This window comes from Phenylobacterium sp., from assembly GCF_030679875.1.
In the GTDB taxonomy this organism is placed as follows: Bacteria; Pseudomonadota; Alphaproteobacteria; order Caulobacterales; family Caulobacteraceae; genus Phenylobacterium.
In genome coordinates this window covers 56285-75869 of sequence record NZ_JAUXSP010000006.1, presented here as the reverse complement: position 1 = coordinate 75869, position 19585 = coordinate 56285, and the positions used below count along the sequence as shown (strand labels likewise).

Sequence of the window (19585 nt, the reverse complement as noted above, 5' to 3'; positions counted from 1 at the left end):
ATGACCGTCGTCATCGACCGCACCAAGCCCCCCGAGGGCGACCCGGCCCCCAAGGGGCCGCGGTCGGCCGCCGCGCGGGCGCGGGGAAAGGGTGACGCCGGGGGCGGGCTCTACAAGCCGCGCACGCCGATCTATCCCAAGCTGGTCCAGGGTCGCTGGCGGAACATCAAGTGGATCCTGCTGGTCCTCACCCTGGCCGTCTATTACGTCACCCCCTGGATCCGCTGGGATCGCCCCGGCGACCTGCCGGACCAGGCGGTGCTCGTGGACTTCGCCGGCCGGCGTTTCTACTTCTTCTTCATCCAGCTCTGGCCCCAGGAGGTGTACTTCATCACCGGGCTGCTGGTCATCGCCGCCCTGGCCCTGTTCCTAACCTCGGCCCTGTTTGGCCGCCTGTGGTGCGGCTACGCCTGTCCCCAGACCGTCTGGACTGACCTCTACATCTATATCGAGCGGATGTTCGAGGGCGACCGTAACGCCCGGATGAAGCTCGATGCCTCCCCCTGGTCGATCAACAAGGCCTGGCGCAAGAGCGGCAAGCACGCCACCTGGCTGGCCGTGGCGTTTGGCACCGGCGGGGCGTGGATTTTCTACTTCCACGATGCGCCCAGCCTGCTGCGGGACTTCTGGGTCGGCCAGGCGCCGATGACCGCCTATGTCTCCTGCGCCATCCTGACCTTCACCACCTACGCCCTGGCCGGGGCCATGCGCGAGCAGGTCTGCATCTATATGTGTCCCTGGCCCCGCATCCAGGGGGCCATGCTCGACCAGCACTCCCTCCAGGTCACCTACCTCTCTGATCGTGGCGAGCCCCGGGCGCCGCACAAGAAGGGCGCATCCTGGGAAGGTCGGGGCGACTGCATCGACTGCAACGCCTGTGTGGTGGTCTGTCCCATGGGCATCGACATCCGCAACGGTTCCCAGCTGGAGTGCATCAACTGCGGCCTGTGCGTCGACGCCTGCGACGAGATCATGGTCAAGGTCGGCCGGCCCAAAGGCCTCATCGCCTATGACACCGATGCGGCCGTCGCCGCCCGGTCCTGCGGGGAAAAGCCGGTCTACAAGCTGATCCGCCCCCGCACCCTCTACTATGCCGGCGCTCTCGCCCTGGTGGGGGGACTGACCCTCTGGGGCCTGGCCACCCGCAGCCCGCTGGACGTCCACGTTCTTCGCGACCGCAACCCCACCTTCGTGCGGATGCAGGATGGCGACGTCCGCAACAGCTACACCCTGAAGATCGCCAACCGGACCTTTGAGCCGGTCACCGCCCAGGTGGCGTTCAGCGGCGTGGCCGGGGCGCAGATCAAGACACCTGGCGCCGACGTCACCCAGGGCCCCGTGGCCCTGAGCGTCGAGCCCAATCAGGTCCGCGCGGTCCGGGTCTTTGTGACGGCCTCGCCCGAGGCTCTGCCCCAGACCAACATGCCCGCCACCTTCACCGTCCAGGCCGCCGGGGCCACCCAGGCCGTGACGACCACCTTCCTCTCTGGAGCCGCGAACGCGCGATGAGCCTCATGGAAACCACAGACGCAGATCGCACGGATGGGTTTCGCATCCGCGGCTGGCACGTGCTGGTCGCCATGATCATGTTCTTCGGGGTCATCACGGCGGTCAATGCGGTGTTCATCACCGCCGCCCTGCGCACCTTTCCCGGAGAAGTCTCCGTCACTCCCTATGAGGATGGCCTCGCCCACAACGCCAAGCTCGCCCGCCAGGCGGCTCAGGCGAAGCTCGGCTGGCGCGCCGCCGCCGGTGCGGAGCCCGACGCCGTGGCCGTGCGTCTCCTGGACGCCGAGGGCGCCCCGCTGCGTGGCCTGTCCCTGGTTGGAAAGCTGCAACGGCCCGCCACCGGCGCAGGCGCCCTTACGCCGCGGTTTCGTGAGACCGAGCCTGGCCTCTACGTCGCCCGCCTGGGCGGCGTCACCGGGGCCTGGGACCTCACCTTCCAGGCCCAGGACGCCAAAGGCCAGCTGTTTGAAGCCGAGCGTCGACTGACATGGCCCTGACCTACGATCTGGCGCGCGCCCCTGACCTCTCGGCCTTTCTGCGCCAGGACAAGGACGGGACCGCCAACCTTGAACTGTTGGTCAAGGGGGCCCGATGCGCGGCCTGCATGTCCAAGATCGAAGCCGGCGTCGCCGCCCTTCCCGATGTCGCCGCCGCACGATTGAACCTCACTGAAGGGCGGCTTTCAGTGCGCTTTGCCTCGTCAAAGGGCGACGCTGGCCGCGTTATCGCCACCCTGGACAAGCTCGGCTATCCCGCCACCCCGTTCGACCCGGCCAAGGCCGTGGAGGCCCATGACAAGGAGAGCCGGCGGCTGATCCTGGCCCTGGCCGTCGCGGGCTTTGGGGCGGGCAACGCCATGATGTTCTCCGTGCCCGTCTGGGCGGGCCTGTTTGGCCAGGAGCTGGGCCCCGCAACCCGCAGCGTGATGCTATGGCTGTCGGCCATCGTCGCCACTCCGTGCGCCATCTATGCGGGCCTGCCCTTCTTCGAGTCCGCCTGGCGCTCGCTGAAGGCTGGCAAGGCCAATATGGACGTGCCGATCTCGGTCGGGGTCATCCTCACCCTGTTCATCAGCTTCGTTGAGACCTTCCTGAACGGCCGGGACGCCTATTTCGACGCCGCTGTCTCGCTGCTGTTCCTCCTGCTGATCGGTCGCTGGCTGGATCATCGCCTGCGGGCCCGGGCCCGCAGCGCGGCCGCCGACCTTCTGGCCCTTCAGGCGCCCGCCGCCACCGTGCTGGGTCAGGACGGCCTTGAGCGGGTCAAGCCGCTGGGCGAGGTCGCGGTCGGCGAGCGGATCCTGGTCCGCCCCGGCGAGCGCATCCCCGTCGACGGCTTTGTCGAGGACGGGGTCTCCGAACTGGACAATGCCCTGCTGACCGGTGAAACCGCGCCAGTGGACGTGCGCCCTGGCGACACCTGCCGGGCGGGCTCGGTCAATCTGACCGGGCAGCTGCGCATCCTGGCCATCGCCCGGTCTGAGGACTCCGCCGTGGCGGCCATCGCCCGTCTGGTGGAGGCCGGCGCCCAGAACAAGTCCCTCTATGTCCGCCTCGCCGACAAGGCCGCCGCAGTCTACGTGCCCGTAATCCACTCGGTCGCCGCCATCACCTTCCTGGGCGGCCTGGCCTTCGGTCTTGGCCCCCGCGAGGCCCTGCTGCGGGCCGTGGCCCTGCTGATCATCACCTGTCCCTGCGCGCTCGGCCTGGCCGTACCCGCGGTGCAGATCACCGCCTCGGCGCGGCTGTTCCGCAAGGGGGTGCTGGTCAAGTCCGGCGCAGCCCTTGAGCGCCTGGCGGAGGTGGATCATGTGGTGTTCGACAAGACCGGCGTTCTGACTGAGGGCCGTCCCAGCCTGATCGACGCGCCTGCCCAGGCCCTGGCCCTGGCCGCGCCGCTCGCCCGCGCATCGGCCCACCCCCTGGCCCGGGCCCTGGCGGCCGAAGCGGGCCCCGGTCCCCGCGCGACCGATGTGCTCGAGACCCCTGGACAGGGCGTCACGGGCATTATCAACGGCCGCCGGGCCCGCCTGGGCCGGGCCAGCTTTGTCGGGCTTGAGGCCGTCCGCGCCGGTGAGACCGAGCTCTGGTTCGCCTATGAGGGCGACACCTGCGTCCGATTCCGCTTCTCAGATCAGCTACGTCCCGACGCGGCGCAGACCATCGCCGAGCTGCGGGCCCTGGGCCTCAGCGTCGAAATCCTGTCCGGGGACCTGGAGGGTCCGGTGGCGCGGGCCGCCCAGACCCTCGACATCGATCACTGGCGGTCTGGCCTGACGCCGCAGGACAAGGCGGCCGCCATCGACGCCCTCGCCGCCCAGGGCCGCAAGGTGCTGATGGTGGGCGACGGCCTCAATGACACCGCCGCCCTGGCCAAGGCCCATGCCGCCATGGCGCCTGGCGGCGCCCTCGACGCCAGCCAGAACGCCGCCGACCTGGTCTTCTCCGGTGAATCGCTGGGCGCTGTGTCCGACTCCATTCGGGTGGCCCGCGCCGCCCGCAGCCGGGCCCTGGAGAACTTTGGCTTCTCGGCCCTCTACAATCTGGGCGCCATCCCGCTGGCCATGCTTGGCTTCGTCAATCCGTTGATCGCGGCCCTGGCCATGTCCGGCTCGTCCCTGGTGGTGACCCTCAACGCCCTGCGCATGCAGGGAGCCGGGAAAGCCTGATGGGTATCATCCTGATCCTCGCCCCCATTTCGGTCGCCATAGGCCTGGCGGGCCTTGGCGCCTTCTGGTGGACCCTGCGCAGCGGCCAGTACGATGACCCGGACGGCGACGCCGCGCGCATCCTGATGGACGACTCCGACAACAAGATCGGCTGATCACCAGCGCAGCAGGCGCGCGCCGATCATCGCACCCAAGGCGCCCGTCGCCAGCACCCCCAGGCCATACCAGACCACCAGGAAGCTCACGGCGGTCTCCGAGCAATGCAAGCCATAGGCGGTGGCCGCGAGCCCCCCTGCCAACAGGCCTGTTGCGGCGCCGGCGGCGGCGGGCTTCAGCGGCGCAAAACCCCTGGCGGCCAGCATGGCTGGGGCGAGCGTAAAGAGGCTCAGAATCAGTATCGCCAAAGGGCAGATCAGGGCCGATTGCCCCATCAGCTGCGCGTACCGCGCCCCGGCGGGCGTGAGCGCCAGGTCCACTCCCGCGGCCGCCAGGCCCCCCACGGTCAGGAGGATGAACGCCATCCAGGCGCGTCGAGCCCTCGCCCCCGGTCGCCCCAGACGATCAAGCAACCACAGCCCCACGACCGCCAGGGCCAAGGTATAGCCTGCCTTGCCGATGAAATTCGCCAGGCCGGGCCCCTGCATCAGGTCGGCGCGCGCACCCATGGCGACCACAACAACCCCGGCGGCGGCCAGGGCGCCCAGGCCGCTCCAAAGCGCGATCTGGCGGCGCAGGCGTCCAGGGCCCGGCCCGCGGGACTCCAGGGCGAGGACCGCGATCAGGTCATCAGTCTTCATCGATGGCCACGCTGGCGGACAGGGACTTCATGGTTCGGTGCAGGGCGACCTTGGCCGCGCCCTCCGTATAGCCGTATCGCGCGGCGGCTTCGGCGATGGTCAGGCCGCGCAGCCGGACGTCCTCCAGCAGGCCACGCTGCCGGGCTGGGAGCTTGGCCAGCAGGCGGTGGAGGTCGGCGCGGGTCGCGCCCGCCTCGGTGTCGGATACGGCGAGCAGCACGCCCGCCGCCTCCAGGGGCACGTGACGTCGGACACCACGACGGCGGAAATGGTCGATAAGCTTGTAGCGGGCGATCCCATAGACCCAGGGCGCAAAGGCCAGCCTCGAGTCATAGGTCGCGCGCTTGGTATGGATGGCGATCAAGGTCTCCTGCACGAGATCCTCCGCATCGGCGGGGTCAGGCAGACGCCGGCTGAAATAGGCCCGCAGGCGCGGCGCCAGCAAGGCCAGCAGCCGTGCATAGGCCGCCCCATCGCCGGCCAGGCTGAGCGCAATGAGGCTCTGTATCTGCAGATCGATGTCTTCCACGCCATTCGACCCCAGGTTCGCGTCCCTGTCCCCCAGGGTTACAAACCCTACGGCTGGCGCCGACACACGGATGGCGGCGCGCCCGGAACGGGCGTGCGCCGCCCGCTGGAATGCGACCTGGACCCGGGGAGATTCAAAGGTCAAGGTTCGCCGTCCGTCCGCAAACTGGAGCCGCTCATGCGCCCCGTCCTCGTCCTCACCCTTGGCGCCGTCCTGCTCTCCAGCTGCCAGGCGGGCTCGGAGGAGCCGTTCGTCGGTTTCGGCGCCGAACCGAACATTCCCGCGCCTGAGGACAGTCTTCTGCCAAGGGTCAATCCGGCCAAGGCGGTCGGATGGTCAAAAGGGGCCGCGCCCACCGCGCCTGACGGATTTGTCGTCACCCGTTTCGCTGGGGACCTGATCCATCCACGCTGGCTGCTCGTCTTGCCCAACGGAGACGTGCTGGTGTCCGAGGCCAGTTCGGAACCTAAGCCGCCGGAAGGCCTCATGGACCGCATCGCCCAACGGATTCAGGCCTATGCCGGAGCCCTCAAGCCTAGCCCCAACCGGATCATGCTGCTGCGGGACGCCGACGGCGACGGGCTTGCCGAGGTGCGGGAGGTCTTCGCCTCAGGCCTGAACCGCCCGCAGGGCATGGCCTTGGTGGGCGAGACCCTTTACATCGCCAACACCGACGCCCTGGTGGCCACCCCCTATCGCGAGGGTCAGCTGCGTATGGAGGGGATCCCGGAAAAGATCGTCGACCTCCCCGCCGGTCCGATCAATCACCACTGGGTCAAGAACGTCATCGCCTCTCCAGACGGCCAGCGGCTGTTCGTCACCTCCGGCTCCAATTCCAACATCGCCGAGAATGGTCTCGCGGCCGAGGAGAACCGCGCCGCGATCCTGGAGGTGGACCCTGCGGCCCGCACCCTGCGGCTCTATGCGTCAGGCCTGCGCAACCCCAACGGCATGGCCTATGAGCCCGTGACCGGCGCCCTGTGGACCGCCGTCAACGAGCGCGACATGCTCGGCGACGACCTGGTCCCCGACTATATGACAACGGTGCAGGAGGGCGGCTTTTATGGATGGCCCTACGCCTATTTCGGCGACACGATCGATACGCGGGTGGAGCCGCAACGCCCTGATCTTGTGGCGGAGTCTATCCGCCCGGACTACGCGCTTGGCCCCCATACCGCCTCGCTGGGCCTCACCTTCTACACGGCGCAGGCCTTTCCCGACCGCTACCAGGGCGGGGTCTTTGTGGGCCAGCACGGCTCATGGAACCGTAAACCCCTCAGCGGCTACCGCGTGGTCTTCATCCCCTTCGCAGGCGGCGTTCCACGGGGCGAGCCCGAGGCCTTCCTGACCGGCTTCCTCAATGACCGGGATCAGGCCATGGGCCGCCCTGTCGACGTGGCCGTCGACCGTCGCGGCGCCCTGCTGGTCACTGACGACGCCGGCGGCGCCGTATGGCGGGTGGCGCCGGCGGCTCAGGCCGCCGAACGGTAGCGCCCCGATCCCGTGGTGGCGTCGAGAACAAATCGACCCACCAGTCCGTTCAGCTGATCGGTTTCCCGCCGCAGGGAGTGGGCCGCGGCGGTGGCCTCCTCCACCATGGCGGCGTTCTGCTGGGTCACATGATCCATTTGGTTGACGGCGGCGTTGACCTCGCCAAGCGCCCGGGCCTGCTCTTCGGCCGAGCCGGCGATCTCCGCGACGCTGCGATCAATTTCGACCACCCGCTCGACGATGCGCCGCAGGGCGTCACCGGTCTCGGCGACCAGATTGACGCCGGACTCCACCTGGGTGGCGCTCTGGGTGATCAGGTTGCGGATCTGCTTGGCGGCCTCCGAGGACCGCTGCGCCAGGGCCCGGACCTCTGAGGCGACAACGGCGAAGCCACGGCCCGCCTCGCCGGCGCGGGCAGCCTCCACCCCGGCGTTCAACGCCAGCAGGTTGGTCTGGAACGCGATCTCGTCGATCACGCCGATGATCTGTCCGATCTCCTTGGAGGAGCCATCGATCTGGCCCATGGCCGCGACGGCACGGTCGACAACCTCACCTGAATGAACCGCCTCGCTCTTTGCAGCGCCGACCATGCCGGACGCCTCACGCGCGCCGGAGGCGGCCCTGCGCACGCTTTCGGTCAGCTCATGGAGGGCCGCAGCGGTCTCTTCCAGACTGGCGGCCTGCTGCTCGGTGCGGCGCGACAGATCATCAGAGGCGGAGCCGATCTCGTCGGCGCCCACGCGGATGCTTCCAGACGACTCCGACACCAGGCGCATGGCGTCATAGAGCTTGCTGACCGCGGCGTTGAAGTCATCCTGCATGCTGGCGAATTGGGGGGCCAGGGGGGCGTCCAGCCGGCTGGTCAGATCGCCGGCGGCCAGTTTGCGCAGGGCTGTCGTCAGGGCGCCCATGGCGGCGTCCTGCTGCTCTTCGACCTGCAGCCTGGCGGTTTCGGCTTTGATGCGTTCGGCTTCCTGGACATCAAGAAAAATCGAGATCGCCAGGTCCATGTCCAGGAGCGTGGCCTTCACCAGAACCGAGACGGTCGCGGCTACGTCATCTGGCTTGGTACGGCGGGTCAGGGTCGGCCAGTTCTTCGCCAGGGCCGCGTGAATCAGCTGCTCCAGGACCAGGGCGTAGCCGCCGATGTACCACTGGGGCTCCAGGCCGAGGCGGGCATGGGTCTCGCCAATGGCGCGGACGCCGCTGGCGTACTCCTCGCCAAACTGTCCCTCGGCGATGATCCGCCAGTGGTTGGCCTGCCGGGACTGGGCGCCCGACATGTGGCTGTCGCCTTTAAAGAATTTCTGGACCTGGGGGGTCTTGCGGACCTTGCCGTAGAAGATGTCCAGGGCTGGTCCAATCGCCTGGGCGACGAGGCCGCGGAGGCCGCGGAGCTTCTCGATCGACGTCGAGTCCAGGCCGATGAAATCCAGCCGCTCTTGGATATCGGCAGGCTTCTTCATGGTGAGGTCCGAATTCTACATAGCGCCGGTATACCTGTTCAGGTAGCCGGCCAGTTGGGCAGTAGATGCGCGGGCACAGCTAACGAGAGCTTAACTGTGCCAGTAGACGAGCGCTCGTCCGGAGGTGGCGGATTGACGCAGTGTCAGACGCCCATCCCAGACAGCCGGGATGAGCGTCGATCCGCTGTCGACCTAGTTGAAGCGATAGGTCACGCCCAGACCCCACATGCGCCCCCTGCCCGGGTTGCAAGACAACTCTGTGAAGCTCGGCCGCAACGGGAGATTTCGGGCGTACAACCCTCGGACCTGTTGCTGTCTGGCCGCGGCCTGACGCCGGCGTCGTGGACCTGCGTTACCCGAAGGTCTTGCGCAGTCGCACGAAGACCGCGCGCCCGTACTCCAGGTCGCGGACATCCACATAGGCCAGTCGGCCGTCGGACCTTGGCCCCACATAGATCTCACGGATCCGCTGCACGTTCCGCTCGCCCAGGTTCTGCAACTCCAGCCGGAGAATGACATCGCGGCGCGGCTTGTACTCGGCGAAGACCACCACCCAGGTTCCAACCTTGCGCGTCTCCACCTCGCTCAGGCGGAAGTAGCGTTCCCGATAGCCGCCCAGGACGTCGACGCCCCAATTGGTCCGCAGGGCCGGGAGATCCTGAGTGAAATGGGCCTCCCATTCGACCGGGCGCAGGCCGGAAATCTCCCGCGGCTGGCCGGTCAGGGGGTCATCGACCTCCGTGCGCCGCCAAGTTCCCTGCCCTCTCAGCTGCCCGCCGCGGACACCCAGGCGGTCCAGGGGCAGGGTCAGGTTGATGATCGCCTCGCGCCGGATCCCGTCTCCCAGGTTCCCAGGGGCGTCGGCCACGGCGACCCCACGAACGAAGATTGGCGCGCGGTCGATGACGTCGGTGAGGTCAGACGCCCGCAGGGTGGCCACCAGCACGGTCCCGCCCTCGAACCGCTGCTCGAACGCAGCCTCGCTCACCCAGGCTTGCTGGGGGCGGAGGTCGGGATTGCCCGCGAGCACTGCTCCGGTGCTGACCGCCGAGGAGGAGGCGACGAAGTCATCAAAATTGAGCTGGCCCACCTCGCGCTCGAGCCGCAGGCGCAACTGTCGCCCGCCGCCGGCCGACCAGGCCAGCGACAGCCGCGGCTTGGTGAAGGCCAGAGATTTTTCCAGCGTCACGTCACCCGTCGAGGCGATGGACGAGGTCTCGTGGCGTATCCCGCCCTCCAGGGTCAGCCCCGGCCCCCCGCGCCAGGTGACCGTGCCGAAGGCCTCGCTGCGGGTTTCCTCCACCTGCACCTGAGCGGCGGGGATCGGAACCGCGCGCCCATTGAGGGTGAAGGCGGTGTGGCTCTCCAGACGATTGAGCGCCCCTTCTCCACCGAACTCCAGGCTCAGGGTTGGGCTGAGGGGTCGCCGCAACGTGACGCGCCCCACGGTTTCGGTCACCGCCTTGTCCAGGTCGAAGTCGCGGCGCAGACCCGGAGCCTCAAAATCGGCCCGGGTCTCCACGTCGTTCCACTGCTGGAAGGCCACGGCCTCAAGGGTGGTCCGCGCCCCTAGGCTGCGGCTGTAACGGCCCCCCAGCTCCCGCTGAAGTCGGACATTGGTGTAGTATTCGTACTCCTTGCCCCCGCCCGTCAGCCGGTCGGTGATCTCGCCGCTGGCGGGCGTCCGCATATAGGCGCCGTTCACCCGCAGTCGGCCCCCCGCCAGGGGGCTCTCCATAGCGCCGGTCGTCCAGGCCCGCAGGCCCCCAGCGTCACCGTCCACCACCGACTCGATCAACACCTCGCCATTGGGGCCAAACCTGATCCGCGGACCGTCGCCCAAGGTGTCATCGGGGCCCTTGCCATAAACCAGGGAGCCCTCGAACCGACGGCCAGCCCACTCGGCCTGGCCCTCGGCCCGCAGGCTGGTGAGCACCCGTCCGTCATTGATGAAATGGACCGAGGACATGACCGCGCCCTGGGCGCCGCCTGTTCGGGCGCGCACCACGTTGGCGATCACCGAGCGCCCCTGCATATCGACCCCCGGCGCGCCGCCTCGGATCAACTCGATTCGCGCCACCGCCGAGGCGGGGATTCGCTTGAGCAGTTCGTCCAGGGCGTCGTTCTTGGAGACTGGCGGCTGGCCATCGATCAGCACATTGCCGCCAGACCCGGCCAGCCCACGCACCACCGCGCCCTTGTCGAAGGCGAACCCCGGCAGGCGCAGCACCATGTCATAGGCGGTGTCCGGCGCAGCCTCCGCAAAGGCGCTGGGGGGATAGGAGATCACGCCCTGCTCGGCGGGCGGGCGCTCAGGGTCGGGCGCCGGCGCAGGCTCTGCCTGCGCGACGACGAGGCTGGCCGCGCCTGCGGCCAGGATTGTGAGGATCATCCCGCTCCTCCCCGGAGCTGTCGTGTTCTGGTTTTTTGACAGCTTGGCGGGAAATGGCCGGCAGGAGAAGGGGGCTCAGCCCCTGATTTCGGTCTGCTAGGTCTCGATCTCGAAATAGGCCCGGTCGCCACCTTCGGTATGGGCGACCATCAGGATGCGGAGGTCGGACCCCTCGGCCAGCTTCAGTGTCAGGCGGCCGTGACGGAAGGCGTCGCGCATCAGTTCCGGGGCGCCGATCAGTTCGCCCTTGCCGATCTTCATCTTCTCGTCGCTCTGGATCTCGTAGCCCACCTTCTCGATGACGCCGGCGTACATCAGGACGCCATCGTCGGCGCTGGTTCGGGAAAGCTTCATCAGGACAGGGTCTCCAGGGCCTTGCCGCGCCTGGGCCAGGATCTGGCCGGCGACGTGCGGTCAATGGGAACGCGCAGCCCTTCGGAACGTTCCGAAAAGCCCTTAGGTCCGGCCTGTCACCGGGATCAGGGCGCCGGTGACCGCGCGCGCCTCGACCGACGCCAGGAAGAGGATCACCTGCGCCAGGTCGGCCGGCGCGACCCAGGCGGAAAAATCGGCCTCTGGCATGTCCGCACGGTTGGCCGGGGTATCAATAATCGATGGCAGGACCGCGTTGACGGTGACCCCGTCAGCCTTGAGCTCCTCGGCCAGACTCTCGGTCAGCCGGTGGACGCCGGCCTTGGCGGCGGCATAGGCGCCCATGCCAGCGCCGGCCTTCACCGCCCCCGCCGCCCCGACATTGACGATGCGGCCTGCTGGGCTGGCCTTCAGCAGGTCCAGCGCTGCGCGACTTGTGTTGGCGGCGGTCTTTACATTGGTGGCGTAGAGCAGATCCCACACCGCCGGGTCGCCCTGCGCCAGGGTCTGCCAGCGGAAGCCGCCTGCAATGTTGATCAGGACGTCCAGCTGACCGAACCGGGCCTTCACCGCCGCCATGGCGGCCTCCGCGCCTGCGGGATCAGCCAGGTCGACCCCGGTCAGGACCAGGGCGTCGAGGCCGCAGGCCTCGACCAGTCCGTCAGGCGGGACCATGCTGTGATCGATCAGCGCCAGTCGGGCGCCCTGGAGGGCGGCGGCCGTGGCGACCACCTCCCCCAGGACCCCGAAGGCGCCGGTGACGGCTATGATGCGCGGGCTCATGCGCCCAAGCTTATCAGAGCCGCTCGATGATTGTCACATTGGCCATGCCGCCGCCTTCGCACATGGTCTGCAGGCCATAGCGCTTGTTCTTGGCCTTGAGACCGTGGACCAGGGTGGTCATCAGCTTGGTGCCCGATGCGCCCAGCGGGTGGCCGAGCGCGATGGCGCCGCCGTTGATGTTCATGTTTTCCGGATTGGCGCCGGTCGCCTTGAGCCAGGCCACGGGCACAGAGGCGAAGGCCTCGTTGACCTCGAACAGATCGATGTCGTCGATCTTCATGCCGGCCTTTTCCAGGGCCCGCTGGGTGGCGGGCAGCGGGGCTTCCAGCATGATGACCGGGTCATGGCCCATGACCGACAGATGGTGAATGCGGGCCAGGGGCGTCAGGCCGAATTCCTTCAGCGCCTTTTCCGACACGATCATCACGCCCGAGGCGCCATCACAGATCTGGCTGGAGGTGGCCGCCGTGATGGCTCCGCCCTCGACCAGCAGTTTCACGCCGCGGATGCCGTCGAGGCTCGCGTCAAAACGGATGCCCTCATCGACCGTATGCGCGCTCTCGGCGCCGGCCTCGTCCTTGATCGTCAGGGCGACGATCTCGTCCTTGAAAGCGCCGGCCTGGGTGGCGGCGATGGCCCGCTGGTGGCTGTGATAGGCGAACTCGTCCAGCTGATCCTTGGTCAGGCCATACTTCTTGGCCATCATCTCAGCGCCCATGAACTGGGAGAACTGGATGTTGGGATAGCGCTCCTCCATCCGCGGGCTCTTGTACTGGCCCATGCCGGCCTTGGCGGCCAGCGCGGCCGAGGAGCCCATGGGCACGCGGGTCATGCTTTCGACGCCGGCGGCGATCACCACGTCCTGCGTGCCGCTCATCACCGCCTGGGCGGCGAACTGCAGGGCCTGCTGGGAAGATCCGCACTGGCGGTCGACGCTGGTGCCCGGCACGCTTTCCGGCAGCTTGGAGGCCATGACGGCGTTGCGCGCCACATTGATGGCCTGCTCGCCCACCTGCATGACGCAGCCCATGATCACGTCCTCGACCCGGGCCGGGTCCATGCCGGTACGGTCGACCAGTTCATTCAGAACCACGGCGCCCAGATCCACCGGATGCCAGTCTTTCAGCTTGCCGCCCTTGCGGCCGCCGGCCGTGCGTGTGGCTGCGACGATATAGGCTTCGCCCATTGTTCCGCTCCCTTGCCTGGACCCTGGCCTGGCCAGATGGTGTCATCTGCGCCGGGCGACGGATCGATCTTCTAAAGCTTGCCGCGCGCCCTCTGGCGCGTCGAAAACAAGTCTATTCAGGCGCCGCGAGGTAAGCCAACCGGGCGTTTTGGGGCGGTTTTCGCTCAGATCGGAAGGACGGCCCCAGGCTGCCCAGGGTCCAGGCGGAAGGTGGCCGGCAGGATCCGCTCATGGGCCTTTTGCAGTTTCAGGGCCTTGGCGCCACGGGCGAGAACCAGCTTGCCCAGATTGGCCGGACTGACCCCGTCGCTCAGGCGCGGCCGCAGGCCCGCGCGGCGGCGCATGACGCCGTTGGCATAGATGACATTGGCCCGCAGCAGGGCCTGGGGCGTCATGAACTCCATGGACAGGGAGACATTGAGCATCGCCCCGTTCTCGATCCGGTGCGGCGCGTTCTGGGCCCAGGTCACCATCTTGCCGGGGGTGAGCTCAACCTCCTGGGCGCCGGTGTCCCAGGCCGGGTCGAAGGCGAACTGCTCGGCGCTCTCCCGCAGGACGATCTTCTCCAGCGCCTCTTCCCCCACATAGGGGGCCTTGGGCGGATAGACCCAGACGCGCTTGGTCCCGCGGATCTGCCACAGGGACACGAGCGGCACGTCCAGATGATAGAAGACCTGGGCGTTGGCCGACGAGATCAGCACGCCCAAGTCACGCTTGAAGGTGCGCAGGCCGGGCGCCATGGCCTCCTTCTCAGCGAAGACCTCTTCGGCCAGATCGCCGTAGGGCTTCAGATAGAGGTTAGCTTCCCGAAGGTTGAGCCAGATCCGGCCCGCCTGGGCCGACTCCAGGAGCTGCGCCCCGCTCAGGCCATCGGCCGAACCCTTGCGCCAGGTGGTCCAGTCCCGGGGATCCTTCCCCATGGTGAAGACGCCAAGCTTGGCCCTGGGATAGGCGTCGAGGGCCTCGGCCAGGCCCTCGTCGGTGAACATCGGCCGCTGGTGCAGGTCGTGGGCGAAGGTCAGGGTCTGCTTGCCGAAGGCTGCAGCCTTCTCAGCCGTCCAGTCTTGGATGATCATTGCAGGTCTCATGGTCAGGCGGCGCTTCGGCCGTAGAATTCGATTTTGAATGGCCCCCACCACAGGGTCTTCCCCAGGCCGCGGGCGGCGCGGTCGAGGGTGAAGGCGAGGTCTGGGGCGCGGATTAGCCATTTGAAGCCCGCAAGGAGCCCGAAGACCCCGGCTTGAACCAGCCCCTGCGCCATCCAGAAGACGAGGCCGGGATAGTTGGGCGGGGTGGCGGCGGCGCAGGCGGCTGAGGGCCCCTGGCCATAGGCGAAGGCGCGGCGGATCGTGTAGTCCAGGCTAAGCCGGTTCAGGACCGGGTCCTCCCAGACAAAGGCCTCCGCCGACCAGGCGAAGCGAGCGCCATGGGCCTTCATCTGGCCAAACAACAGGTCGTCCTCGCCGCCGGTATGATTGCGCAGGGCCGAAAAAGGCGCATGTGGGTCAGGCAGGGCCGCCCGACGCAGCAGACTGTTGCCGCACCCGTAGTAGCCCTCAATGAGCCCGGATGAGGGCGGACCCAGACGGGAAAAGAAGGTCTCCAGATAGTCCCGATGGCGGGTGATCTGCGGCGGGGCCCGGCCGCGCACCGGGCCAAAGACCACATCGGCGTTCAGGGCGGAGCGGGTGGACAACAGGTCGGCCAGCCAGCTCGACGGCGCCTCCTCGTCATCGTCCAGAAAGGCGATCAAGTCACCCTGGGCGCGGGCCATGGCCGCGTTGCGGGCGTTGGCGACGCCCGGCTCGGGCTCGTGGACATAGACCACCGGGAAGGGGGCCTCCACCGCCAGGGCCTCCACGGTCTCCCGGGCCGAGGGCTGCTGGTCGTTGTCGACCACCACCAACTCCAGGCGCGAGCGCTCAACGCCCTGCTGGGCGAAGAGGCTGCGCGCGGCCGTGCTCAGGCCCGAAAGCCGCCGCTGGGTGGGGATGATCAGGCTGATCTGTTCCGACATTTCGCTATCACCCCTCGATCTCCGCGCTGCTGCGACGCGCCTTGGACGCGACAGCGTTCGCCAGGCCGCGCACGCGGCCGCTCAGGGTGACTTCTACGTCCGAGATGGTTTCGAAACGGCGCCGAACCCGGCCAGCGATCGGGCCGCAGCCCGCGCCAGCCAGGCGCCAGGCGCCCTCACCCAGGCGCGAGCGCCAGCCGGCGGCGCCAGCGGCCAGGGCGGTGCCTTCGCCAATCTCGCGCTGGGTCAGGGCATAGGGCGCCTTGTAGTGATCGTGCCCCGGGCCGAGATCATAGGTCCGCAGGCCAAGCTCGGGCATCGCCGCAATCGCCTGCAGCAAAAAGAGCTGCCCCACCGAATAGGCGCCCGCCTCAGGATCGGTGGCGGCGATCCAGGGATGATAAACATCCCCCAGCCGCACGCCGAAATGACCCGCTACGACCCGGCCATCGACCCGCAGGGTGAGCATGAGGCCTCGGAAGTCCCCTTCGGTAGTCGCAAACAGGTTCATCATCAGCGCCCGGGTCCAGTCCGGCGCCAGGAAGTCGTGCGCTCCAGTGCGCTGAAGCTGCTCTCGCTTCCAGGCGATCAGCTGGTCAAAGGCTGCGCGGTCTTGGTCCGGGGCGCTCAGGGTGAGCTCCCCTAGCTCGCGGGCGATCTTGCTCTGCAGGCGGCGATAGTTCTTGAACCGCTTGGGGCTCTGGGCGCGCAGGTCCTCAAGATAGGCTTCGGCGTCGCTTTCGAGATCGATGACATAGGCGACACGCCGGGCCCGGACCGCGCTGGCGAACACGTCGTGGGGATCGACAAGACCCGTGAACCGCAGAGCGCCCAGGCCAGCCTCAGCCAGGGCCTCTCCCGGCGCCAGCGGCGCGCGGCTGACGAGGGCGTGATAGTCGGACAGGGGCGCGCCGATGGGACGCGCCAGGCCGCCTGTCTTCAAATGGTGCGGCAGAAAGCCCACAGCTTGACCGTCCCGCCGCCAGACCGCCACACGCGCGTCCGGCCTCACGGCGCCCACGGCCAAGGCGAAGTCTGGCCCCAGCAATGGCGAGGCGAAGGCCGGTTCGGCCGCAGCGATGGTCCGCCAGGCAGCGATGTCGTCGCTGCAGAGATTGGCCGGGTGCAGGGTTTGGCTAGGTGACATCAGTGAATCCGCTCGGGCCGTCCCGGGGAGAGACGGCTGGTGGAAACGCTGCAAGCCTCAGGCCGTTCTCGCTATGGAAAACGCTTTATGAACAATAGTTTGCAACCAGGAGGCGTCCATCTCGTCGAAGGCCGACTTCTGGTCTGAATCGACGTCAAGCACGCCAATGAGACGGCCCGCGCCGTCGAACACTGGAACGACGATCTCGCTAGCCGACCTGGCGTCACAGGCGATATGTCCAGGGAAGGCGTGGACATCCTCGACGACCTGGGTCTGGCCGGATTCGGCGGCCGCTCCGCAGACGCCACGACCAAAGGCAATGCGCAGACAGCCGAGCGTGCCCTGGTAGGGGCCCACCACCAGTTCCCGGGGCTTGTCGGGGTCGACCACGTAGAAGCCCGTCCAGAAAAAGTGGTCGAAGCTGGCGGCGAGCATTGAGGCCACCGTCGCCATGCGGGCGGTGAGATTGGGTTCGCCGTCGAGCACCGCGGCGATCTCCTCGGCGAGGAGAGCATAGCGCTCAGCCTTTTCAGCCGGCAGGATCAGATCGTTAAAAGCTTCAGCCATGCCCCCTCCTAGACGAAGGCATGCGCCAGGGCGAGATCAGGCCGCAAGGATCTGGCGGGCGGCGCGCTTCCGGCGGATCAGAGCCTCTAGTCCCCGCACCTGCTTGGCCGCGCCGACCGCGTCATGATCGTCGCCTTCCAGGATCTGGCCCAGAACCGAGAGGTGGGCTTCAACGATATCAGACTCACAGTGCTCCATCCCACCGACCTCGGCGGCATAGGCCAGCAGGTCGTCGGTGGCGCGCTCCAGCATCCGGTCACGTACCTGGCGAGCGCGGAAGCGGGTGTGCTGCATCACCCGATAGGTCATCTGAAGCGTGGCCCGATCGACGCCACCGCGCGCGGCGATCAGCCGACGCATGGCCTCCAGCTCGACGCTGATGGTTTCACGCGCCGCCTGGCGCTCCACCACGTCCACCACCTCATCGGGGTCGCTGGTCCGCCGCAGGGGCCCAGCATAGCTGATCTCGGCCTTCCGGCGCCGGTCAGGCCCCAGATAGTTGGCGCTGACGATGAAGCTGCGGGGCTGGGTCAATACCGCCTGGAGCCGCGACAGCAGGGCCGCCGGGGTGAACGGCTTCATCACGAACTCATTGACGCCAGCCTCCCGGGCGACCTCGACCTCGGCGGCGCTTCGATGGCCGGTGACCATGATCACCGGGATGGCGGGGTTTGGGACGCTGCGATCACGGGCGACCGCCGCCGCGCGGATGGAACGGGTGAGCTCCAGGCCGTCCATCAGGGGCATACGCCAGTCAGTGAAGACGACATCGGGTTCTTCCCGGGCGAGCACCTGCCGGGCGCTCAACCCCTCCGCCGCGGAAAACACCGCGCCGATCCCTGCCGCGCGCAGCACGTCGACAATCAGGCGGACCGTGTTGGTGTGATCGTCGACGACCAACACCTTCAGGTCCGACAGATCATCAGCCTTGAGGTTCGCGCTTGGTAGATGCCGCCGAGTGTTCATCAAGCCCCCTGTCTCGCCGAAAATGGCGCGGAGGGCTTGAGATGCGGTTTATGGTCAAGGTTAACGCAGGGCGATCAGGTCGGGCGAACCTTGTCGCGAAACTCATCCTCGGTCCGCTCATAACGCTCGGGATGGCGATACTCCTCCCGCGTCGCCTGCTCGGTGATGGCGTCGTTGCGGCGGTCTCGACGGGCGTAGCGAAATAGGCCGTAGGCGATAGCGAGACCCAGTAGGGCCGCGCCGATGGGGAAGAAGATCTCCCAACTCAAATTTAACATGGTGGTCTCCTTTCAAACCCAACGGTCCTGAAAGGTGCAGAGTTCCGCTGAAACCCTACCAGTCGATGGCGGTGCGGAGGGTCAGCAGGGTCTCGTCCACAGGCGCGGCGCGCAAACGCTCGATCCTAGCCTGGATTAGATTGGCCGACAGGCGCAGCCGGGTGATCGGCAGCCAGTTCACCACCAGACCGTAGGTCGTCATGCTGCCGCCATCGACGGTCTCGTCCGCAAGATCGAGGTGGCTGACCCGCAGGCCGGTCTCCAGCGCGCCGAAGCCCCCCTGACCCAGCGGCCGGGTCGGCCTGATCCGGCCAAAGACGCCGTTTTCGATATCGTAGGGGCGGGACTCACCGGTCCAGCGCCAGGCAGCCTGGGCTGACCACCCCCCGAAATCAGGGCCGGAGATCGCGCCGGCATAGTCGACGCCGCCGCCCTCGGCCTGCAGGGTCAAAGGTCCGGACCCGTACCCAAACTCAAGGCCGGCGAAGGTCCCTTCCTGGGCGATGAAAGCGCCGGTGTCCAACACCCGCGGGGCGCGCCCGGTCTCGGGGCGCACCCGAAGCCAGACCCCCGGTCCCCGGTCCGGCAGCCGGGTATGATAGACCGACAGCCCCAGGTGGAGGGCAGGCTCCCCGCCCAGCAGGTCCACATAACCACGGGCGGCCGCCAGCCAGGCCTCCTCCCGCTCGGTGTCGAGGTCGCTGTCTTCGGTCTCTCCAAACAGACCGCCGCTGACGCCCCACTGTTCACCCCAGGCGCGGGCGGCCACGCCCACGCGCCGCCCCGGCGCAAAGGTGGAGGCGTAGGCCGACCGCTCCAGGAAGACGGTTTCATTGCTGGAGGTGAGCTCATCGAGGGTGATCGGGGGCTTGAAGTATCCGACCGAAAGCGTCCTGCCCTCCGCCAGTTCATAGGTCAGCATCACGTCCTGGAGCGACACCTCGGCCCCGCCGAAGTCGGCCTCGGCCACATAGGACAACTGGTCGCTCAGGTCGCCCTTGGCCCCCAGGCGAAACCGGCGCACCTCGGTGCCCGTGCTCTGCGAGCCTTCGTCATTGTTGTAGACCAGGGCGTCGAACTGGGCCCGCCCTCGCATGGTGGGCGGCGAGAGGCCTGCCGGCTTCGAGGCGACAGCCGCCACCGGCGAGTCTGTTCTCGTGGCGAGGCCGAGCGGCGCCGCCGCCTCTGCGGCGACACTGGGGGCGGGCTCGGCGACGAGGGCGGCCACGTCCCTGCGCGCTTCCAGGCGGGCCAGCCGCGCCTCCAGGTCTCGGATTTTCGCCGCCTGAGCCTCGATCAGGGCGGCGACCTCCGGGGACAGGGCGCTCTGGGCGCTCGCCTCGGCGGCGATGAGGCTGAGAGCGGTGGCCATCCAGATGGCATGAACAGATCTGCGGGCGGGCATTCCTCCCTATAC

The 19585-nt window shown here is 67.9% G+C and carries 19 protein-coding genes; 5 read left to right on the top strand and 14 right to left on the bottom strand.

The window, feature by feature from the left end; translation table 11 throughout:
* From ccoG to ccoS, 4 genes are read left to right on the top strand one after another with little or no spacing between them, the layout of a single operon-like run.
* On the top strand, positions 1-1509 hold the full coding sequence (gene ccoG / locus Q8K84_RS03540; protein WP_305280889.1) for a cytochrome c oxidase accessory protein CcoG: 1509 nt from the start codon (positions 1-3) through the stop codon (positions 1507-1509).
* On the top strand, positions 1506-2006 hold the full coding sequence (locus Q8K84_RS03535; protein WP_305280887.1) for a FixH family protein: 501 nt from the start codon (positions 1506-1508) through the stop codon (positions 2004-2006). The genes ccoG and Q8K84_RS03535 overlap by 4 nt, the downstream gene beginning before the upstream one ends.
* The gene (locus tag Q8K84_RS03530) at positions 1997-4177 is read left to right on the top strand and encodes a heavy metal translocating P-type ATPase (protein ID WP_305280884.1); all 2181 of its coding nucleotides are present in this window, start codon (positions 1997-1999) and stop codon (positions 4175-4177) included. The genes Q8K84_RS03535 and Q8K84_RS03530 overlap by 10 nt, the downstream gene beginning before the upstream one ends.
* Positions 4177-4332 (top strand): cbb3-type cytochrome oxidase assembly protein CcoS, encoded by a 156-nt coding sequence (ccoS, locus tag Q8K84_RS03525; protein ID WP_305280881.1) that lies wholly within the window; start codon positions 4177-4179, stop codon positions 4330-4332. The genes Q8K84_RS03530 and ccoS overlap by 1 nt, the downstream gene beginning before the upstream one ends.
* Here ccoS and Q8K84_RS03520 read toward each other — a convergent pair whose 3' ends face one another.
* A complete protein-coding gene (locus tag Q8K84_RS03520; protein WP_305280878.1) occupies positions 4333-4974 on the bottom strand; it encodes a DUF1109 domain-containing protein in 642 nt (213 codons plus the stop codon).
* Positions 4964-5503, bottom strand: coding sequence for a sigma-70 family RNA polymerase sigma factor (locus Q8K84_RS03515; protein ID WP_305280876.1), 540 nt, complete (start codon positions 5501-5503; stop codon positions 4964-4966). The genes Q8K84_RS03520 and Q8K84_RS03515 overlap by 11 nt, the downstream gene beginning before the upstream one ends.
* A 177-nt stretch (positions 5504-5680) precedes the next feature.
* On the opposite strand from Q8K84_RS03515, the gene Q8K84_RS03510 reads away from it, so the two are divergent.
* A complete protein-coding gene (locus Q8K84_RS03510) occupies positions 5681-6994 on the top strand; it encodes a sorbosone dehydrogenase family protein (RefSeq protein ID WP_305280873.1) in 1314 nt (437 codons plus the stop codon).
* Here Q8K84_RS03510 and Q8K84_RS03505 read toward each other — a convergent pair.
* The 12 genes from Q8K84_RS03505 to Q8K84_RS03450 form a co-directional block, all read right to left on the bottom strand.
* On the bottom strand, positions 6976-8460 hold the full coding sequence (locus Q8K84_RS03505; protein ID WP_305280870.1) for a globin-coupled sensor protein: 1485 nt from the start codon (positions 8458-8460) through the stop codon (positions 6976-6978). The genes Q8K84_RS03510 and Q8K84_RS03505 overlap by 19 nt on opposite strands.
* Before the next feature lie 352 nt (positions 8461-8812).
* Entirely contained in the window at positions 8813-10852 is a 2040-nt protein-coding gene (locus tag Q8K84_RS03500; RefSeq protein ID WP_305280867.1) for a TonB-dependent siderophore receptor, read from the bottom strand.
* A 96-nt stretch (positions 10853-10948) separates the two neighbouring features.
* Positions 10949-11206, bottom strand: a complete 258-nt coding sequence (locus Q8K84_RS03495) for a hypothetical protein (RefSeq protein ID WP_305280865.1) — start codon at positions 11204-11206, stop codon at positions 10949-10951.
* Between the two features lie 102 nt (positions 11207-11308).
* Complete coding sequence (locus Q8K84_RS03490; protein WP_305280860.1) at positions 11309-12007, bottom strand: SDR family NAD(P)-dependent oxidoreductase; 699 nt, start codon at positions 12005-12007, stop codon at positions 11309-11311.
* A gap of 13 nt (positions 12008-12020) precedes the next feature.
* Positions 12021-13193: an acetyl-CoA C-acetyltransferase gene (locus Q8K84_RS03485; RefSeq protein WP_305280858.1), complete on the bottom strand. Its 1173-nt coding sequence runs from the start codon at positions 13191-13193 to the stop codon at positions 12021-12023.
* 164 nt (positions 13194-13357) lie between these two features.
* Positions 13358-14269: a hypothetical protein gene (locus Q8K84_RS03480; protein WP_305280856.1), complete on the bottom strand. Its 912-nt coding sequence runs from the start codon at positions 14267-14269 to the stop codon at positions 13358-13360.
* Positions 14270-14283: 14 nt separating this feature from the next.
* Positions 14284-15210 (bottom strand): glycosyltransferase, encoded by a 927-nt coding sequence (locus Q8K84_RS03475; protein ID WP_305280853.1) that lies wholly within the window; start codon positions 15208-15210, stop codon positions 14284-14286.
* A 7-nt stretch (positions 15211-15217) separates the two neighbouring features.
* Positions 15218-16357 (bottom strand): GNAT family N-acetyltransferase, encoded by a 1140-nt coding sequence (locus tag Q8K84_RS03470; protein WP_305280851.1) that lies wholly within the window; start codon positions 16355-16357, stop codon positions 15218-15220.
* A 57-nt stretch (positions 16358-16414) separates the two neighbouring features.
* Positions 16415-16924 (bottom strand): GAF domain-containing protein, encoded by a 510-nt coding sequence (locus Q8K84_RS03465; protein WP_305280846.1) that lies wholly within the window; start codon positions 16922-16924, stop codon positions 16415-16417.
* Positions 16925-16960: 36 nt separating this feature from the next.
* The gene (locus Q8K84_RS03460; protein ID WP_305280843.1) at positions 16961-17890 is read right to left on the bottom strand and encodes a response regulator; all 930 of its coding nucleotides are present in this window, start codon (positions 17888-17890) and stop codon (positions 16961-16963) included.
* Between the two features lie 74 nt (positions 17891-17964).
* Entirely contained in the window at positions 17965-18168 is a 204-nt protein-coding gene (locus Q8K84_RS03455) for an HIG1 domain-containing protein (RefSeq protein ID WP_305280840.1), read from the bottom strand.
* A 55-nt stretch (positions 18169-18223) separates the two neighbouring features.
* Positions 18224-19540: an OprO/OprP family phosphate-selective porin gene (locus Q8K84_RS03450; RefSeq protein ID WP_305280836.1), complete on the bottom strand. Its 1317-nt coding sequence runs from the start codon at positions 19538-19540 to the stop codon at positions 18224-18226.
* Positions 19541-19585: the final 45 nt, after the last annotated feature.

Coding starts and splice junctions, on each gene's coding strand:
- Q8K84_RS03480 (WP_305280856.1), bottom strand. CDS start 14,269: ATGATCATCCAAGACTGGACGGCTGAGAAGGCTGCAGCCTTCGGCAAG.
- ccoS (WP_305280881.1), top strand. CDS start 4,177: ATGGGTATCATCCTGATCCTCGCCCCCATTTCGGTCGCCATAGGCCTG.
- Q8K84_RS03470 (WP_305280851.1), bottom strand. CDS start 16,357: ATGTCACCTAGCCAAACCCTGCACCCGGCCAATCTCTGCAGCGACGAC.
- Q8K84_RS03505 (WP_305280870.1), bottom strand. CDS start 8,460: ATGAAGAAGCCTGCCGATATCCAAGAGCGGCTGGATTTCATCGGCCTG.
- Q8K84_RS03460 (WP_305280843.1), bottom strand. CDS start 17,890: ATGAACACTCGGCGGCATCTACCAAGCGCGAACCTCAAGGCTGATGAT.
- Q8K84_RS03500 (WP_305280867.1), bottom strand. CDS start 10,852: ATGATCCTCACAATCCTGGCCGCAGGCGCGGCCAGCCTCGTCGTCGCG.
- Q8K84_RS03485 (WP_305280858.1), bottom strand. CDS start 13,193: ATGGGCGAAGCCTATATCGTCGCAGCCACACGCACGGCCGGCGGCCGC.
- Q8K84_RS03490 (WP_305280860.1), bottom strand. CDS start 12,007: ATGAGCCCGCGCATCATAGCCGTCACCGGCGCCTTCGGGGTCCTGGGG.
- ccoG (WP_305280889.1), top strand. CDS start 1: ATGACCGTCGTCATCGACCGCACCAAGCCCCCCGAGGGCGACCCGGCC.
- Q8K84_RS03465 (WP_305280846.1), bottom strand. CDS start 16,924: ATGGCTGAAGCTTTTAACGATCTGATCCTGCCGGCTGAAAAGGCTGAG.
- Q8K84_RS03530 (WP_305280884.1), top strand. CDS start 1,997: ATGGCCCTGACCTACGATCTGGCGCGCGCCCCTGACCTCTCGGCCTTT.
- Q8K84_RS03450 (WP_305280836.1), bottom strand. CDS start 19,540: ATGGCCACCGCTCTCAGCCTCATCGCCGCCGAGGCGAGCGCCCAGAGC.
- Q8K84_RS03520 (WP_305280878.1), bottom strand. CDS start 4,974: ATGAAGACTGATGACCTGATCGCGGTCCTCGCCCTGGAGTCCCGCGGG.
- Q8K84_RS03455 (WP_305280840.1), bottom strand. CDS start 18,168: ATGTTAAATTTGAGTTGGGAGATCTTCTTCCCCATCGGCGCGGCCCTA.
- Q8K84_RS03535 (WP_305280887.1), top strand. CDS start 1,506: ATGAGCCTCATGGAAACCACAGACGCAGATCGCACGGATGGGTTTCGC.
- Q8K84_RS03475 (WP_305280853.1), bottom strand. CDS start 15,210: ATGTCGGAACAGATCAGCCTGATCATCCCCACCCAGCGGCGGCTTTCG.
- Q8K84_RS03510 (WP_305280873.1), top strand. CDS start 5,681: ATGCGCCCCGTCCTCGTCCTCACCCTTGGCGCCGTCCTGCTCTCCAGC.
- Q8K84_RS03495 (WP_305280865.1), bottom strand. CDS start 11,206: ATGAAGCTTTCCCGAACCAGCGCCGACGATGGCGTCCTGATGTACGCC.